Annotated in this window: 18 protein-coding genes; 7 read left to right on the top strand and 11 right to left on the bottom strand. The window is 63.7% G+C overall.

What is annotated here, in order from left to right:
• Positions 1-284 precede the first annotated feature (284 nt).
• From HF916_RS46770 to HF916_RS46750, 5 genes are all read left to right on the top strand, one after another.
• Positions 285-581 (top strand): hypothetical protein, encoded by a 297-nt coding sequence (locus HF916_RS46770; protein ID WP_240975732.1) that lies wholly within the window; start codon positions 285-287, stop codon positions 579-581.
• 90 nt (positions 582-671) lie between these two features.
• On the top strand, positions 672-1,850 hold the full coding sequence (locus HF916_RS46765) for a UbiH/UbiF family hydroxylase (RefSeq protein WP_168795342.1): 1,179 nt from the start codon (positions 672-674) through the stop codon (positions 1,848-1,850).
• Between the two features lie 132 nt (positions 1,851-1,982).
• The gene (locus tag HF916_RS46760) at positions 1,983-2,708 is read left to right on the top strand and encodes a DsbC family protein (protein WP_168795341.1); all 726 of its coding nucleotides are present in this window, start codon (positions 1,983-1,985) and stop codon (positions 2,706-2,708) included.
• Between the two features lie 93 nt (positions 2,709-2,801).
• Positions 2,802-4,592, top strand: a complete 1,791-nt coding sequence (locus HF916_RS46755; protein ID WP_168795340.1) for a M61 family metallopeptidase — start codon at positions 2,802-2,804, stop codon at positions 4,590-4,592.
• 154 nt (positions 4,593-4,746) lie between these two features.
• Positions 4,747-5,343: an FMN-dependent NADH-azoreductase gene (locus tag HF916_RS46750; protein ID WP_168795339.1), complete on the top strand. Its 597-nt coding sequence runs from the start codon at positions 4,747-4,749 to the stop codon at positions 5,341-5,343.
• Between the two features lie 127 nt (positions 5,344-5,470).
• Here the strand turns inward: HF916_RS46750 and HF916_RS46745 are convergent, their stop codons facing one another.
• The 8 genes from HF916_RS46745 to rpe form a co-directional block, all read right to left on the bottom strand.
• Complete coding sequence (locus HF916_RS46745; protein WP_168795338.1) at positions 5,471-6,316, bottom strand: uracil-DNA glycosylase; 846 nt, start codon at positions 6,314-6,316, stop codon at positions 5,471-5,473.
• A gap of 84 nt (positions 6,317-6,400) precedes the next feature.
• On the bottom strand, positions 6,401-7,027 hold the full coding sequence (locus tag HF916_RS46740) for a CYTH domain-containing protein (protein ID WP_168795337.1): 627 nt from the start codon (positions 7,025-7,027) through the stop codon (positions 6,401-6,403).
• Positions 7,028-7,073: 46 nt separating this feature from the next.
• Positions 7,074-7,859: an indole-3-glycerol phosphate synthase TrpC gene (gene trpC, locus HF916_RS46735; protein WP_168795336.1), complete on the bottom strand. Its 786-nt coding sequence runs from the start codon at positions 7,857-7,859 to the stop codon at positions 7,074-7,076.
• Positions 7,860-7,877: 18 nt separating this feature from the next.
• Positions 7,878-8,909, bottom strand: a complete 1,032-nt coding sequence (gene trpD / locus HF916_RS46730) for an anthranilate phosphoribosyltransferase (protein ID WP_168795335.1) — start codon at positions 8,907-8,909, stop codon at positions 7,878-7,880.
• Between the two features lie 17 nt (positions 8,910-8,926).
• Entirely contained in the window at positions 8,927-9,529 is a 603-nt protein-coding gene (locus HF916_RS46725) for an aminodeoxychorismate/anthranilate synthase component II (protein WP_168795334.1), read from the bottom strand.
• Positions 9,530-9,542: 13 nt separating this feature from the next.
• Positions 9,543-11,036, bottom strand: a complete 1,494-nt coding sequence (trpE, locus tag HF916_RS46720) for an anthranilate synthase component I (RefSeq protein ID WP_168795333.1) — start codon at positions 11,034-11,036, stop codon at positions 9,543-9,545.
• A 369-nt stretch (positions 11,037-11,405) separates the two neighbouring features.
• The gene (locus HF916_RS46715) at positions 11,406-12,122 is read right to left on the bottom strand and encodes a phosphoglycolate phosphatase (RefSeq protein WP_168795332.1); all 717 of its coding nucleotides are present in this window, start codon (positions 12,120-12,122) and stop codon (positions 11,406-11,408) included.
• A gap of 15 nt (positions 12,123-12,137) precedes the next feature.
• Entirely contained in the window at positions 12,138-12,821 is a 684-nt protein-coding gene (gene rpe, locus HF916_RS46710) for a ribulose-phosphate 3-epimerase (protein WP_168795331.1), read from the bottom strand.
• A gap of 277 nt (positions 12,822-13,098) precedes the next feature.
• Here rpe and apaG point away from each other — a divergent pair, with 277 nt between their 5' ends.
• A complete protein-coding gene (gene apaG / locus HF916_RS46705; RefSeq protein ID WP_168795330.1) occupies positions 13,099-13,473 on the top strand; it encodes a Co2+/Mg2+ efflux protein ApaG in 375 nt (124 codons plus the stop codon).
• Positions 13,474-13,530: 57 nt separating this feature from the next.
• Here the strand turns inward: apaG and HF916_RS51315 are convergent, their stop codons facing one another.
• The gene (locus HF916_RS51315) at positions 13,531-13,704 is read right to left on the bottom strand and encodes a hypothetical protein (protein ID WP_240975885.1); all 174 of its coding nucleotides are present in this window, start codon (positions 13,702-13,704) and stop codon (positions 13,531-13,533) included.
• 16 nt (positions 13,705-13,720) lie between these two features.
• Between HF916_RS51315 and mltA the strand changes: the two genes are divergently transcribed.
• The gene (gene mltA, locus HF916_RS46695) at positions 13,721-14,845 is read left to right on the top strand and encodes a murein transglycosylase A (RefSeq protein ID WP_168795328.1); all 1,125 of its coding nucleotides are present in this window, start codon (positions 13,721-13,723) and stop codon (positions 14,843-14,845) included.
• 122 nt (positions 14,846-14,967) lie between these two features.
• Here mltA and paaK read toward each other — a convergent pair whose 3' ends face one another.
• Positions 14,968-16,272, bottom strand: a complete 1,305-nt coding sequence (gene paaK, locus HF916_RS46690; RefSeq protein ID WP_168795327.1) for a phenylacetate--CoA ligase PaaK — start codon at positions 16,270-16,272, stop codon at positions 14,968-14,970.
• 184 nt (positions 16,273-16,456) lie between these two features.
• On the bottom strand, positions 16,457-16,918 hold the full coding sequence (gene paaI / locus HF916_RS46685; RefSeq protein WP_168795326.1) for a hydroxyphenylacetyl-CoA thioesterase PaaI: 462 nt from the start codon (positions 16,916-16,918) through the stop codon (positions 16,457-16,459).
• Positions 16,919-16,920 lie beyond the last annotated feature (2 nt).

Here is a 16,920-nt window from a genome sequence, read left to right as displayed (position 1 = left end):
CGGGACAGACACCGGATCGGGGCGTTGCTCGACGACCGGGTGCGAGTTTTCACGGAAAACGCAATTGTAACCCGTTCGCATCGGCTCACTGCGGCGGCAGCAGCGGGAAGGCAGCGCCCGGCGTTCGGTCCGCAATCCTTTCCCACGGTAATATTTTCTGCCAAGCACGGTAGAATCGGTGGTTCAGGGCCGATAGAGCCCACTCCGGGAAAATAATGAGAGCAATACGTTGGGTCATAACAGGCGTGGCTGTCGTTGCGCTGGGCAGCGCGATCGCGTCATGGGTGTCGCCGAACTTCGACGACGCTCAAGCAAACTCCGACCGGCAGACGGTCAACTGCCTCGCCAGCCGTCTGACGCTGGACGATAAAAAACGCATTGCGCAATTCGCCGATGCCAACGACTTCGATTCACTCTGGCGCGTGTACGACCGCATCTTCCCCGACTGCGCCGTGCGCGGCGATCAGCGGGAGCGCAAGGGCGACCTCGAGGCGAGCGCGTGGCGGCTCCTGTCTTCCGACCGCGAATTCGCGCGGCTGCGCGAAGCGAACGCGGCGCTGGCGGCGGCCGGTCACCTGTGAGCAGCGGCGCGGTGATTCGGGTGCAAACGCGGGCTCAAACGCCGCGCGCATCGATCCGTCCCCCGCAACCCCCGCGGCTATAATGCGCGGATGAACGCACACCACCAGACCTTTGATGCCGCCGTGATCGGCGGTGGGCTCGTCGGCAAGACCGCGGCGCTGGCGCTGGCGCTGACGCAAGGCGGACTGCGCGTGGCGCTGCTCGCGCAACCCTGCGCGGCGCTGCCCGCCAGCGCCGCCTTCGACTCGCGGGTCTACGCACTGTCGTCGAGCTCGCAGGCTTTGCTGGAGCGTTTGCGGGTCTGGCAGGCGCTCGATCTGGCGCGGCTCGGGCCCGTCTACGACATGCGCGTCTACGGCGACGCGCACGCCGAACTGCATTTCTCCGCGTTCCAGGCGTCGGTGCCGCAACTGGCGTGGATCGTCGAATCGTCGGTGATCGAGCGTGCGCTGGATGCGGCGCTGCGCTTCCAGCCGAATCTCACCTGGATCGACACGCGCGCTCAGGCGCTCGACTTCACCGCGGACAGCGCCAGCGTCGGGCTGGCCAACGGCAACGTGCTCGACGCCGATCTGGTGGTCGGCGCGGACGGCGCGCATTCGTGGGTGCGTGCGCAGATCGGTTCGAAGATGAACCGGCGCGACTACAAGCAAACCGGCGTGGTCGCCAATTTCAAGGCGGAAAAGCCGCACAGCGAAACCGCGTACCAATGGTTCAAGGACGGCGAGATCATCGCGCTGCTGCCCATGCCGGACGGTCACGTCTCGCTGGTCTGGTCGGCGCGCACGGAGCACGCGGAGCAACTGGTCGCGCTCGATCCGGCGCAACTTGCCGCTGAAGTGGAACGCGTGACCGGCGGCCAGTTCGGCGCGCTCGATTGCGTGACGCCCGCGCAAGGTTTCCCGCTCGCGCTGCAAACGGTCGACCGGCTGGTGGCGCCGCGCGTCGCGCTGGTCGGCGACGCCGCGCACCTGATTCATCCGCTGGCCGGGCAGGGCATGAACCTCGGCTTGCGCGACGTCGCGGCGCTCGCCGACACCGTCGCCGGCAAGGAATCGTTCCGCGATCTCGGCGACATGGTGCTGCTGCGCCGCTACGAGCGCGCCCGCCGCGAGGACATCCGCGCGCTGATGATCGCCACCGACGGCCTGCAAAAACTCTTCTCCGTCCCCGGTCCGTTTGCCAAGGTGTTGCGTAACACCGGCATGGCGTTTGTCGGCGCGCAGCCGTTCATCAAGCGCTGGCTGGTGTCGGCTGCGCTGGGTTGAGGCATCCGGCCGGGCATGCGGCGGCCGGCGAGACAGGTATCATGAACGGATGGACGCCGTTCCAGTCAGACCGGAAGCGTCAGGAAACGAGCACTGCGCGCGCATTGCGCGCGATTGAACCAGGAATTCAGCATGAAAAAAACTTTCCGCATGGCAGCCGCCGTGCTGGCCATCGCCGCCGTCACGATCGGCTGCTCCGCGCAGGCCGACCAGACCACCGACAAGCTCAAAGCCACGCTGCAAACGCGTCTCGCCGACGTGTCGATCAAGAGCGTGACGAAGTCGCCGATTGCCGGTCTGTACGAAGTGAACCTCGGCACGCAGATCGTCTATAGCGACGCGAACGGCGATTACCTGATGCTCGGCGATATGGTCGACGCCAAGACCCGCAAGAATCTGACCGAAGCGCGCCTGTCGGAAACCAACCGTATCGATTTCGCGAGCCTGCCGTTTGCGAACGCGGTGAAGGTCGTGAAGGGCAACGGCGCGCGCAAGATCGCCGTGTTCTCCGATCCGAACTGCCCGTATTGCAAGCAGCTCGAAACGTCGCTCAAGTCGATCGACAACGTGACGGTCTACACCTTCCTGTACCCGGTGCTGTCGCCGGATTCGACTGCGAAGTCGAAGTCGATCTGGTGCTCGACGGATCGCGCGAAGGCCTGGGAATCGTGGATGCAGGATCATCAGGCGCCCACTGCGTCCGGCACCTGCGACACCGCCGCGATCGACAAGAACCTGGCGCTCGGCCACGCGATGAACGTCGACGGCACACCCACGGTGTTCCTCGCCGACGGCCGTCGTCTGCCCGGCGCCGTGCCGGCCGACCGGCTGGACAAGGAAATGTCCGCGGTGCACTGAGCACGCGGAACATATCGAACCAAGGAGGCGCGACGTGCGCCTCCTTTCGCATCAAGCCAAACCTCCCCGCCTCACCTCTTCTAATCGCCGCCGATGAAGCCGATCCGCTACACCATCGTTCCCAAGCAACCCGCCGCCCACCTGTTCGAAGTCACCGTGACCGTCGCCGATCCCGATCCGGCCGGCCAGCGTTTCATGCTGCCGGTGTGGATTCCCGGCAGCTACATGGTGCGCGAGTTCGCTCGCAACATCGTGACGCTGCGCGCCGTCAACGACGCGGGCCGCAAGGTGCGCGTCGAAAAGACCGACAAGCACACGTGGCAGGCCGCGCCGGTCAAGGGCGCGCTGACGCTGCGCTACGAGGTCTATGCGTGGGATCTGTCGGTGCGCGCGGCGCATCTCGACGATACGACGGGCTTTTTCAACGGCACGAGCGTGTTCCTCTCGCCGCTCGGCCACGAAGAGGCGCAGTGCGTGGTCGATATCCAGAAGCCCGAAGGCGCGGCGTATCGCAACTGGCGTGTCGCGACCGCGTTGCCGGAGGCGCGCGGCACGAAGCGTTATGGCTTCGGCGAGTATCGCGCGCAGAACTACGACGAACTGATCGATCATCCGGTCACGCTCGGTGAATTCGCGCTGGCGACGTTCAAGGCGCACGGCGTGCCGCACGACATCGTGATCGGCGGGCGCGTGATCGGGCTCGACATGGCGCGGCTGTCCGCCGACCTGAAGCGCATTTGCGAAGCGCAGATCGCGCTGTTCGAGCCGAAGTCGAAAAAAGCGCCGGTGGATCGCTATGTGTTCATGACGCAGGCCGTCACCGATGGTTATGGCGGCCTCGAACACCGCGCTTCGACCGCGCTGATCTGCAATCGCGGCGATCTGCCGGTGGAAGGGCGCGAGGCGCTCACCGAAGGCTATCGAACCTACCTCGGCCTGTGCAGCCACGAATATTTCCACACCTGGAACGTGAAGCGCATCAAGCCGGCCGTGTTCGCGCCTTACGACCTGAGCGTGGAAAACTACACGTCGCTGCTGTGGCTGTTCGAGGGCTTCACCTCGTACTACGACGACCTGATCCTCGTGCGCAGCGGGCTGATTTCTCAGGACGACTATTTCGGCATGCTCGGCAAGGTGATCGGCGGCGTGCAGCGCGGCAGCGGGCGTCTAAAGCAGACCGTCGCCGAAAGCTCGTTCGACGCGTGGGTCAAGTACTACCGGCAGGACGAGAACGCGCCGAACGCGATTGTCAGCTACTACACCAAGGGCTCGCTCGTCGCGCTCGCGTTAGATCTGACGATCCGCGCGCAGACCAGCAACCGCAAATCGCTCGACGACGTGATGCGTTTGCTGTGGCAGCGCTTCGGTCGTGACTTCTATCGCGGCAAACCGGTCGGCGTCGACGAAAGCGAGATCGAGGCGCTGTTTGCGGAAGCGACCGGCGCGAAACTGGCCGAGCTGTTCGCCGAAGCCGTGCACGGCACGCACGATCTGCCCCTCGACACGCTGCTCGCGCCGTTCGGCGTCGAAATCGCGCCCGAATTGGACAAAAACGGCAAGCCGACGCTCGGCGCGCGCGTGCGCGGCGGCGCGGATTGCACGCTGGCGGCGGTTCATGACGGCAGCGCCGCGCAAAAAGCCGGGCTCTCGGCTGGCGACGTGCTGATCGCGCTCGACGGCCTGCGCGTGACCGGCTCGAATCTTGACGGGCTGCTCGCGCGCTACCAGCCGGGCGCGAAAGTCGAGGTTCACGCCTTCCGCCGCGACGAGCTGCGCACCGCGCAAGTCAAGCTGGATGGGCCAGAGGTGGCACGCTACAAGCTTACCGCCAGCGACAAGCGGCCCGCCGCGCGCAAGGCACGCGAGCGCTGGCTGGCCAGTTGATCGTCGTCCGGGTCGTCGGCGAAGGACGGCCCGGACGGGCGGATTGTTCTACCAGTGCAACAATCCGTCGCCGCCGGATGGCTTGTTCCAGGTGCGGCAAAAAACCACAATGGCTCCATTCGCGCAACACTGCGCGCCCCAACTGGAGTCAACCATGACCACGATCCTGCAAATTAATTCGGCAGCCCGTTCGCAAGGCGCAAACTCGACGTTGCTCGTCAACGAGCTGACCGCAAAGCTGCAACAATCGAATCCGGGCGCGCAAGTCGTCGTCCGCAATCTGCAAGCTGAACCGCTGCCCCACTTGGACGACGCCGTCCTCGGCGCGTTCTTCACGCCGGCCGACCAACGCACGGCTGAGCAAGCCGCGATCGCCGCGCGCAGCGAAGCGCTGATCGCCGAACTGCAAGCCGCCGACATCGTCGTGATCGGCGCGCCGATGTACAACTTCGGCATCTCGTCGCAACTGAAGACTTACTTCGACTTCATCGCACGCGCTGGCATCACGTTCCAGTACACGGCGAACGGTCCGGAAGGTCTCGTGAAGGGCAAGAAGGTCCACGTCGTGTCGGCACGCGGCGGCAAGTATGCGGGCACGCCGAACGACAGCCAAACGCCGTACCTGAAGAGCTTCCTCGGCTTCCTCGGTATGACCGACGTGAACTTCATCTACGCCGAAGGCCTGAACATGGGCCCGGACGCTGCCGGCGCCGCACTGGCTTCCGCGCGCGAAGCGATCGCTGCTGCGTAAGCTTGGCTATGCCGCTTCGGTGCGGTGGATAGCCTGCTGGAATGAAAAACGCCACGGATCTTTGGGTCCGTGGCGTTTTTGCTTTGTGGCACTGATGCGCGACGCTCGATGTCTGTTGCCGGCAGCTTTATGCGAGCATTTGCGCTTCGTCGGGCAGGCGCCAATCGATGGGTTCGCGACCGTGCTGCGCGAGATAGTCGTTGGCCTTCGCAAAATGCCCGCAGCCGAGAAAACCGCGATGCGCCGACAGCGGCGACGGATGCGGCGCTTCCAGCACGCAATGTGTTTTGCCGCCGAGCAGCGCGCGCTTGGCTTGCGCATGCGCGCCCCACAGCATGAACACGAGGCCGTCATGGCGCGTCGCCAGTTCATGGATCAGCGTGTCGGTGCATTTTTCCCAGCCGCGTTTCGCGTGGCTGGCGGCCGAATCACGCTCGACGGTCAGCACGGTGTTCAGCAGCAGCACGCCTTGCTTCGCCCATGTGTCGAGACAGCCGTGACGCGGCGTCTCGTGGCCGAGGCTTGCGGCGATTTCCTTGAAAATATTGCGCAGCGACGGCGGCGTGCGCACGTTCGGCGCCACGGAGAACGCCAGTCCGTGCGCTTGCGGTGTGCCGCGGTCTTCGCCGTGATACGGGTCCTGGCCGAGGACGACGATTTTGACGTCGTCGGGACTGGTCAGGCGCAGCGCGCGGAACACGTCGGCGGGATAGACGGTTTTGCCAGCGGCGCGTTCACCATCGACGAAACGGCAGAGCGGCGCGTAGGCGTCGCTGTCGATAAACGGTTTGAGATGCGCGCGCCATGCGGGTGGCAGGGCGTCGAATTGCGCTTCGAGCGTCGGCGGCGGCGCACTCGCGCCGGATTGCTGCGGCTGGGTGGTCGTCATGGCAGCCTTGGCTGGTGTGGAGGCGGCGTCGCCGAACAGCGAAGCCTGCGACGGATTGGAGCGGGTACGGGATGCGGAGGTCATGGCGGGGAAGTGTCGCAGCAAACGCGGCGTTGCTCAAGGTGTGGGCGGCGGCTTGTCGCGTTTGCCCGGCGGCTTTCACGCGCCTCAACCAGCCCGCAACTTATAGCCGCGCTGCGCCTTGCTGATGTTGTCCGGCGCGAGGCCGGCTATCTGTTTGCCGAGTTCCGCGGCGAGCGTGTGAAGCGCGGCTTCGTCACCGGACTTCAGTTCGAGTTCGACTTCCGAGATCGGCGCGCGGCGCGTTTCGCTATCGACCTCGGCGAACACGTCGCCCTGATCGATGGCCGCTTCGATGTCCGAGCCGTCCACTTCGACATGCCACAGCGTCCGGATGAAATTCGTGCGGAACAATTCTGTCAGCTCAGGCGCGGCCTGACGCAAAGCGTCCGCGGCGGATTGTTCATCGCATTCGCGCAGCAACGCATCGATCTCCAGCTTTTCGCCGGCCACCGGCATTTCCCATTCATGCCGGCTGTGCAAACCGTCGCTGGCGTTGCCCACCGTCTTGAAGGTTTGCAGCCAGCCGTCCGGCGTCTGGCGCAAACGCAAGGCGCTCTTCGAACTCGCGAGTGTCAGGTGCGGCGTGTCGAAGTAAATATTCACCAGCTTGACCGGACGGCCCGCCGCGCCCGCGCGCGCGACGAACCACTGCGTCGCCGCTTGCACCTGCGCGGGCGGGAGCGCCAGTTTGATTTCGCGTTCCATGCCCATGATCTGCTCCGCTACGTACGCCGCGTGCCGTGTGTCGACACCGTGCTCAGAAAAACATCCGAGCCACCTCTACGCCCGGCTCGTCCGCGCGCATGAACGCCTCGCCGACGAGGAACGTATGCACGTCCATCGCGCGCAGACGCTCCACATCGACGCGCGACAGAATGCCCGACTCCGTAACGACGATGCGGTCGTCCGGAATCGCTTCGAGCATGCCGATCGTCGTGTCGATCGACGTCTCGAAGGTGCGCAGATTGCGGTTGTTGATGCCGATCAACGGCGTTTTCAGCGTGAGCGATTCCATCAGCTCGTCGTGATCGTGCACTTCGACCAGCACGGCAAGCCCCAGCGAATGCGCGAGCGCTTCGAGGTCCTGCATCTGCGAGGTTTCGAGCGCGGCGGCGATCAGCAGGATTGCATCCGCGCCCATCGCGCGGGCTTCGACGATCTGGTACGGATCGACGATGAAGTCCTTGCGTAGCACCGGCAAATTGCAGGCCGCGCGCGCTTCCTGCAGATACGCGACGCTGCCCTGAAAGAACTGCACGTCGGTGAGCACGGACAGGCAGGCCGCGCCGTGCTTTTCATACGAACGCGCGATCTCGGCCGGCACGAAGTGCTCGCGCAACACGCCTTTCGACGGGCTCGCTTTCTTGACTTCGGAGATCACCGCGGCGAGGCCCGCCGCGTGTTTCGCGCGCAATGCGCCGACGAAGTCGCGAATGTCGCGCGACGATGCTTCGAGGCGCAGCTCTTCGAGCGGCGCGCTCTGTTCGGCCGCGCGAACTTCTTCGCGTTTGACCGCGATGATACGGTCGAGGATGTCGCTCATAAGTGTCTCGCTACGTGATTACTGCTTGAATTGCTGGGTGAAGCGGACCAGCTCGTCGACTTTCGCGCGGGCCTTGCCGCTCGCGATCGCTTCGCGCGCCAACTGGATGCCGTCCGCGATCGACGCGGCCACGTTCGCCGAATACAGGGCGGTGCCCGCGTTTAGCGTGACGATTTCGCGGGCCACGCCCGGCTTGTTGTCGAGCGCTTCGAGCAGCATCGCTTTCGATTCGGTGGCGTCGGCCACTTTCAGCGTGCGGTTCGACACCATCTGCATGCCGAAGTCTTCCGGATGGATCTCGTACTCGTGGACCTGGCCGTCGCGCAACTCGCCGACTTGCGTTGCCGCGCCGAGCGAGACTTCGTCCATGCCGTCCATACCGTACACCACCAGCACGTGTTTGGCGCCAAGGCGCTGCATCACGCGCACCTGAATGCCGACGAGGTCTCCGTGGAACACGCCCATCAATTGATTGGGCGCGCCGGCCGGGTTGGTCAGCGGCCCGAGAATGTTGAAGATGGTCCGCACGCCGAGTTCGCGGCGCACCGGCGCGATGTTCTTCATGGCCGGATGATGGTTCGGCGCGAACATGAAGCCCATGCCGGTTTCCGCGATCGACGCCGCCACCTGTTCCGGTTGCAAGTCGATATTCACGCCGAGCGCTTCGAGCACGTCCGCGCTGCCCGACTTACTCGAGACGCCGCGGCCACCGTGCTTCGCGACCTTCGCGCCGGACGCGGCCGAAACGAACATGGTTGCCGTGGAAATGTTGAAGGTGTGCGAGCCGTCGCCGCCGGTGCCGACGATATCGACGAAGTTCGAGTTGTCCTGCACCTCGACGTGCCGGGCAAATTCACGCATCACCGTGGCGGCGGCGGTGATTTCGCCGATGGTCTCTTTTTTGACGCGCAAGCCGGTGATGATCGCGGCCGCCATCACGGGCGAGAGTTCGCCGCGCATGATAAGCCGCATCAAATGCAGCATTTCGTCGTGGAAAATCTCGCGGTGCTCGATGGTCCGTTGCAGCGCTTCCTGGGGCGTAATCGTCATGATGTCGTCTCTCTTCATCAAGCGTGGCGATTGGACGTTTGCGCGCTGGCGAGCTTCGACTGCTTCACGAAGTTTTCGAGCAGCGCGTGGCCGTGTTCGGACAGGATCGATTCAGGATGGAACTGCACGCCTTCCACGGCCAGTTCCTTGTGACGCACGCCCATGATCTCGCCGTCTTCGGTCCATGCGGACACTTCGAGGCAGTCGGGCAGCGATTCGCGTTCGATCGCGAGCGAGTGATAGCGGGTCACGACGAAGTGTTTCGGCAGATCCGCGAACACGCCCTTGCAATCGGTTTCGATCGTGCTGACCTTGCCGTGCATGATGGTTTGCGCGCGCACCACGCGTCCGCCGAAGGCCTCGCCGATCGCCTGATGGCCGAGGCAGACGCCGAGAATCGGCGTCTTGCCGCTGAATTCGCGCAGCACGTCGAGCGTGATGCCGGCGTGCTGCGGATTGCTCGGGCCGGGCGACAGGCAGATGCGCTCGGGGTTGAGCTTGGCGATTTCGTCCAGCGTGATTTCGTCGTTCCGATAGGTGCGCACGTCTTCGCCGAGTTCGCCGAAGTACTGCACCAGGTTGTAGGTGAACGAGTCGTAGTTGTCGATCATAAGCAGCATGGTGTGTCTCCGGTCAGAAGTCGCTATCGAGGCCGTCTTGAACCTGTTCGGCGGCGCGCAACACGGCGCGCGCCTTGTTCTCGGTCTCTTGCCATTCGGATTCCGGCACCGAATCCGCGACTACGCCCGCTGCCGCCTGCACATACAGATTGCCGTTCGCGATCACGCCGGTGCGGATCGTGATGGCCAGATCCATTTCGCCGGTGAACGACAGGTAGCCGACCGCACCGCCGTAAAGGCCGCGCTTTACGAGTTCCAGTTCGTCGATCAGTTCCATCGCGCGGACCTTCGGCGCGCCCGACAGCGTGCCGGCCGGGAAGGTGGCGCGCAGCACGTCGAAATTGGTGGTGCCGGGCTTCAGCTTGCCTTCGACCGAACTCACGATGTGCTGCACATGCGAGTACTTTTCGATCACCATCTTGTCGGTGACGACCACCGAGCCGATCTGCGCGATGCGGCCCACGTCGTTACGTGCGAGGTCGATCAGCATGACGTGCTCGGCGACTTCCTTCGGGTCGTTCAGCAGTTCGGTGGCGAGTTCCGCGTCGCGTTCCGGCGTATTGCCGCGCGGCCGCGTGCCGGCGAGCGGCCGGATCGTGACGATGCGATCCTCGCCGCGCTTTTCCTGACGCACCAGAATTTCCGGCGATGCACCAACGACGTGGAAGTCGCCGAAGTTGTAGTAATACATATACGGCGACGGATTCAGCGAGCGCAGCGCGCGGTACAGCGAGAGCGGATTGTCGCGGTACGGCTTGATCAGGCGCTGACCGACCTGTACCTGCATCAGCTCGCCGGCGGCGATGTATTCCTTCGCCTTGCGCACGGCCGCCAGGTAATCGTCTTTGGCAAACTCGCGGTAGGTCTCGGTGCGCACGCTCGCCGACGTGACCGGCGGCTGCACGGTCGTGCGCAGGCGCTGGCGCAGTTCGCGCAGACGCTGTTTGGCTTTCGTGTAGGCCTCGGGCTGCGTTGGGTCGGCGTAGACCACGAGGTAGAGCTTGCCCGCGAGGTTGTCGATCACCGCGACTTCCTCAGTCAGCAGCAACTGGATGTCGGGCAGATTCAGATCGTCTTTGGGCGCCGTGTGCGCAAGCTTCTTCTCGATGTAGCGCACCGCATCGTAGCCGAAATAACCGGCCAGACCGCCCGCGAAACGCGGCAAGCCGGGGCGCTGCGCCACTTTGAAGCGGCCCTGGAATTGCTGGATGAATTCGAGCGGATCGCCCTCGTGCGTCTCGACGACCTTGCCGTCGCGCACCACTTCCGACACACCGTTGCGGGTGCGCAGCAACGTGCGCGCCGGCAGGCCGATGAACGAATAACGGCCGAACCGTTCGCCGCCCACCACCGATTCCAGCAGGAACGAGTTGGCGCCGTTGCGCTCGCTCTGCGCGAGCTTCAGGTACAGCGAGAGCGGCGTTTCGAGGTCGGCGAGCGCTTCGGCGATCAGCGGAATGCGGTTGAAACCCTCATTGGCGAGGGACTGGAATTCGAGTTCGGTCATGTTCCGATCCTGTACGGTGGTCCGGCGGCAGCGTGCGTCGGACAAAGCGGGTCATTGCGCGGCCGGTCTGGCGTTCGTTCGACGTGTCGACACGATGATACCGACCGGCGCGAGTTTCCCATCGACGCGTGCAAGAGATTTCAGCGCACAGATGTACTTTGCGGGTACATGCAGGCCGAATCAACCGATGCAGCGAAACAAGATGATGGAAAAAACGCGTGAGCGCAGCGAAGTAAAAAACGGTTGCCGAAGACGAGCTTCAGCGTACCTCAGGCGAGGTTAGCGCGACCAGCGACGCCAGGGCCAAGCTCCCCGGTCGATGCTAATCAGACTCCGTTTTTTATTCAGAAACATGAGGATGAAGGACTTTCAAATCGTTGAATGGTGCGCTGCGATCGCCTTGGCAGCGTCGAGCAGCGAGCCAACTATACCATCGGATTTTATTGTTTGTATAGCTTGGCCGTGGTTGTAGCCGTAGGGCACCGTGAGCGTTGCCATGCCGGCCGCACGGCCTGCCAGTGCATCATTTTCCGAATCGCCGATGGCCACCGTGGCCTGCGGCTCGACGCCCAGTTGCGCCGCCGCGGTGAGCATGGGCAGCGGATCCGGCTTCTTTTTCGCCAGACTGTCGCCGCCGAGCACGACGCTGAAATACTGCGCGAGCCCGTACTGTTGCAGCAGTTCCAACGCGAACCGATGCGGCTTATTGGTCACGCACGCGAGCTTCAGGCCGGCGTCGCGCATGGCGATCAAGCCGGCTTCGACATCCGGATAGAGCCGCGTGTGCGTGCCGTTGATCTTCGCGTACTCCTCCTGATAGATCGCGAGCGCTTCGTCGAAGCGGTCTTGCGCATGCTCCGTTTCGAAGCGCGGCGCTAGCACGCTGCGGATCAGATGCTCCGAACCCTTGCCGACATAACCGACCACTTCCTCGCGCGACGTTTCTTCCGCGTCGAGTTGCGCGAGCATGCCGTTCAGGCCGGCGGTGAAATCGTCAGCGGTATCGATCATCGTGCCGTCGAGGTCGATGATCGCGGCTTGCAAGCGCGGGCCGCTGAAAGTCGGGGCGGGGAACGGAGTGGTCATGTTGCGAGCAAGTTCTCAGTGCTGGATGTTGGCGAGTGCCGCGCGCATCTTCTCGATCACGACCTTGTGGTCCGGCTGGCCGAAAATTGCCGAACCGGCCACGAAGGTGTCCGCGCCGGCCGCCGCGATTTCGGCGATGTTGTCGACCTTCACGCCGCCGTCCACTTCCAGATGAATCTCGCGGCCGGTACGTTCCTTGTAGGCATTGATCCGCTTGCGCGCCTCGCGCAGCTTGTTGAGCGCTTCCGGAATGAACGACTGGCCGCCGAAGCCCGGATTCACCGACATGATCAGCACGAGATCGACCTTGTCCATCACGTGATCCAGATAATTCAGCGACGTGGCCGGATTGAACACCAGGCCGGCCTTGCAGCCGTGGTCGCGGATCAGTGACAGCGTGCGGTCGATATGGTCCGAGCCTTCCGGATGAAAGCTGATCAGATTCGCGCCGGCCTTGGCGAAGTCCGGCACGATGCGGTCGACCGGGCGCACCATCAGATGCACGTCGATCGGCACGTCGACGTGCGGGCGAATCGCTTCGCAGACGAGCGGGCCGATGGTCAGGTTCGGCACGTAATGGTTGTCCATCACGTCGAAGTGAATCCAGTCGGCGCCGGCGGCGACAACGTTGCGGACTTCTTCACCGAGGCGGGCGAAGTCGGCTGACAGAATGCTTGGAGCGATGCGGAATTGCGTCATGGCGGGGGCGGAGGCAAGCGGGAAAGCGCCATTTTACCGTTTTGTGCGCGAACGGACCGGTTCGCGGACACTGCCAGTCCCGCTCACGTTCAAGCAGCGAGTGTGACAAAACGCCTTAGTGGCCCTTGGCCAAAGGGATTTGTCCGGTTGCGGGCGTGCCGCGCATCAAGCAGAATGCCAAAACCATCAGCGCCGCATCGCCAATGCGCCCGCAAACCATTGGCGTTCGGGCTTTCTCGCGATTTTTCACACCCCGTTTCAGCAGACCGGAATCAGGATGAGCCAGTACGAATTCAGCGTCTCGGCGCAGGTGCAATATCTGCCCGAAGAGTCGGACCCGGAGCGCCGCCAGTATGCATTCGCATATACGCTGACTATCCGTAACACCGGCCAGGTGCCCGCGCAATTGATCGCGCGTCATTGGGTGATCACCTACAGCGACAAGAGCGTGCAGGAAGTGAAGGGCCTTGGTGTGGTCGGGCATCAGCCGCTGCTCAAGCCGGGCGAGCATTTCGAGTACACGAGCTGGGCGGTGATCGCCACGCCGGTCGGCACCATGCGCGGAGAGTACTTTTGCGTGGCCGAGGACGGCGAGCGTTTCAATGCGCCGGTGCCGGAGTTCATCCTGCGTATGCCGCGTACGTTGCATTGAACCGAGGGCGCGGCCCGCGGTCTTTAAGAAGCTCAATGCGCGGTTGAACGCGCAGCTCTACTGCGGTTTTTGCTGCTTTTGCTGTTCATTCGCGTTGGCGCGCGCCGCTTTCTTCTTGCCGGACGACGTCCACACAACGATAAAGACGAGCAGGAAGAGCGCGAGGAGCGATTCCAGGGCGAAGATGAGCATCGGGTATTCGTCGAACAGATCAGACATGGCGGTTTCCATCAAGAACGAACATTGTATGCGTTTTGTCCGCACGGCCGGAGCATGGCTCGGAGCGCTTTCGGTTGCGGTGATGCTGGCGTCCTGCGGCGGCGGCGGCGCGGTCCGGCCCTCGGTTTCGCCACCCACGGGTGCCGCGATCATACCCGGACAGATCGCCGCGGCACGGCTGACGGCCGTTGCCTGGCAGCAGGTGCCGGGTTGGCAGGATGACTCGTTGATCGGCGCGACGGCCGCGTTGCGGCAAAACTGCGTGAGGCTCGCACGTCAACCGAACTGGGCGCGCGCCTGTGCCGCGGCCTCGCAAATCGACGACCTCGACGTCACCAGTGCGCGGGCTTTTTTTGAAGCCTATTTCACGCCTTTCCAGTTAGCGAATACCGACGGCACGCTCGACGGGTTAGTCACTGGTTACTACGAGCCCTTGCTGCGTGGTTCGCGCACGCGGCACGGCGTGTATCAGACCGCGCTCTATCGCTGGCCGTCGGGTTCTCGCGCTGGCGCGCCGCTGCCGGCGCGTGCGCAACTCGAGCGCGCAGGTGTGCTCGACGGTAACGAACTCGTGTGGGTCGACGATCCGATCGAAGCGTTCTTCCTGCAGGTGCAGGGCTCCGGGCGCATCGTGATGGAAGACGGCAGCGTGATGCGTCTCGGCTTTGGTGGGACTAACAACCAGCCGTACAAGTCGATCGGACGCTGGCTGCTGGACCGCGGCGAAGTGACGCCCGCGCAGGCGACCATGCAGGGCATCAAGGCGTGGGCGCGCGCGAACCCGACGCGCGTCGACGCGCTGCTCGATACGAATCCGCGCTTCGTGTTCTTCCGTGAGATGCCGTCCGGCGAAAGCGTGCCGAGCGGTGGCGCGGACGGCCCGATCGGCGCGCTGGGTGTGCCGTTGACGCCGGAGCGGTCGATCGCGGTCGATCCGACTTCGATTCCACTCGGTACGCCGGTGTTCTTACAGACGACGCGTCCGTTGACGAATTCGCCGATGAATCGCCTCGTCTTCGCGCAGGACACGGGTTCCGCGATCAAGGGCGGTGTGCGCGCCGATTACTTCTGGGGCCTCGGCGACGACGCCGGCGATCTGGCCGGCAAGATGAAGCAGGGCGGCCGGATGTGGTTGTTGCTGCCGAATTCTTGAAGTTTCGGTGCCGGGTGGAGCGGCTGACGAGGGCGCCACTTTCAGTTGGTGCGAGTCGCAAGCGGCGTGGCTATGCCGCGCCGCTTGCTTAGTGCCGCTGGCCTCGTGCGAAGCGCCGTTCGTTACAGCCCCGACTTGCGCTTGTCCACCACGCGCCGCGCCTTGCCTACCGAACGCTCGATCCCATTCACAGCCAGCACGTTCACCACTGCGCTTACGCCGATCAGCGCCTTGATGTCATAGGTCAACGCCTGCTTGGCCGTGTTCAACGCGGCCGTATCCGGTGCCGATTCCGGGCAAGGCTCGACGTTCAACGTCAACACGTCAAGCGGCCCTTCCTTGGTCAGCACGATCTGATAGTGCGGCGCGAGCGCGCGCTGCTTGAGGAGCAGTTCTTCGATCTGTGTAGGGAACACGTTCACGCCGCGCACGATCATCATGTCGTCCGAGCGGCCGGTGATCTTTTCCATCCGCCGCATGGTGCGGGCGCTGCCCGGCAGCAGGCGCGTGAGGTCACGCGTGCGGTAACGGACGATCGGCAGCGCCTCTTTAGTCAGCGAGGTAAACACCAGTTCGCCGAGCTCGCCATCCGGCAGCACCTCGCCGGTTTCGGGATCGATGATCTCGGGATAGAAGTGATCTTCCCAGATGGTCGGGCCGTCTTTCGTTTCCACGCACTCCGACGCCACGCCCGGACCCATCACTTCGGACAGACCGTAGATGTCGACAGCGTCGATGCCCATGCGCTTTTCGATCGCCTGACGCATGTCGTTGGTCCACGGTTCCGCGCCGAAGATGCCGATGCGCAGCGAGCAATTGGCCGGGTCGACGCCTTGACGCTCGAGTTCGTCCGCGATCGAGAGCATGTAGCTCGGCGTCACCATAATGATGTCCGGCCGGAAGTCCTGAATCAGCTGCACCTGCTTTTCGGTCTGGCCGCCGCCGAACGGGATCACGGTGAGCCCCGCGCGCTCGGCGCCGTAGTGCGCGCCGAGACCGCCCGTGAACAGGCCGTAGCCGTAACTGATATGAACCTTGTCGCCGCGCTTCGCGCCGGCGGCGCGGATCGAACGCGCGACGAGATTCGCCCACGTATCGATATCGCGCGCGGTGTAGCCCACCACGGTCGGCTTACCCGTCGTACCGGACGACGCGTGAATCCGTGAAATCTGTTCCTGCGGCACGGCGAACATCCCGAACGGGTAGCTGTCGCGCAGATCCTTCTTGGTGGTGAAGGGGAACCGCGCCAGGTCCGCGAGGGTTTTCACTTCACTCGGGTGTACACCGGCTTCATCGAATTTGTGCCGATAAACCGGCGAGTTTTCATAAGCGTGGTTCAACGACCATTTAAGCCGTTCAAGTTGAAGCGCGGCAAGTTCGTCGCGGCTGGCGGTCTCGATCGGATCGAGCGGAAGGGCTGTGGTCATCGAATGTCTCCTTGCTGCCTCAATGCTTGGGTCTGATGTACGTGCGCTTGCGCGCAAAAAAACCGGGAGCTGGCTGCTGTTTAACGGCGTGGCGGCGAAGAGCCGCCACTGAGCCGCGAATCTGTCATGGGTTTGCTGCGTGGTGTCTCAGAGTTATCGCGGGTTTGCTGCGAGGTTGCGGTTATCAATCGCCTGTGGGAACCAGATTGCCTTTGATTTGCGCCGATTTGCCGCGGAACATCGCGACGGTTTCTTCGGCACGGTTCGTCACGCGAATGTCGTAGATGCCGGTTCGGCCGCTCAACGTCTGCTCGACGGCTTCCGCCGTCAACACGTCGCCGCCTTTCACAGGCCGCAGGAACTCGATCGAGCAGCCGGCTGCAACCGTGTTGATGTTGTACGTGTTGCAGGCGAATGCGAACGTCGAATCCGCAAGCGTGAAAATCAGGCCGCCGTGGCAAATCTGATGGCCGTTCAGAAAGTCGTCGCGTACGGCCATGCGCAGGCGCGCGTATCCGGGGCGCACTTCGACGATTTCGAGGCCGAGCGCGCGGCTGCACGCGTCGTTCTCGTACATCGCAGCAGCAGTCGCGCGGGCGAGTTCGTCGGGCGTCATCTGATTGGGATGTTTGGCTTGCGTGGACATGT

Source organism: Paraburkholderia aromaticivorans (assembly GCF_012689525.1).
Lineage (GTDB): Bacteria > Pseudomonadota > Gammaproteobacteria > Burkholderiales > Burkholderiaceae > Paraburkholderia > Paraburkholderia aromaticivorans_A.
The sequence above is the reverse complement of the archived record's forward strand: the minus strand, read 5'-3'. Positions and strand labels throughout refer to the sequence as shown.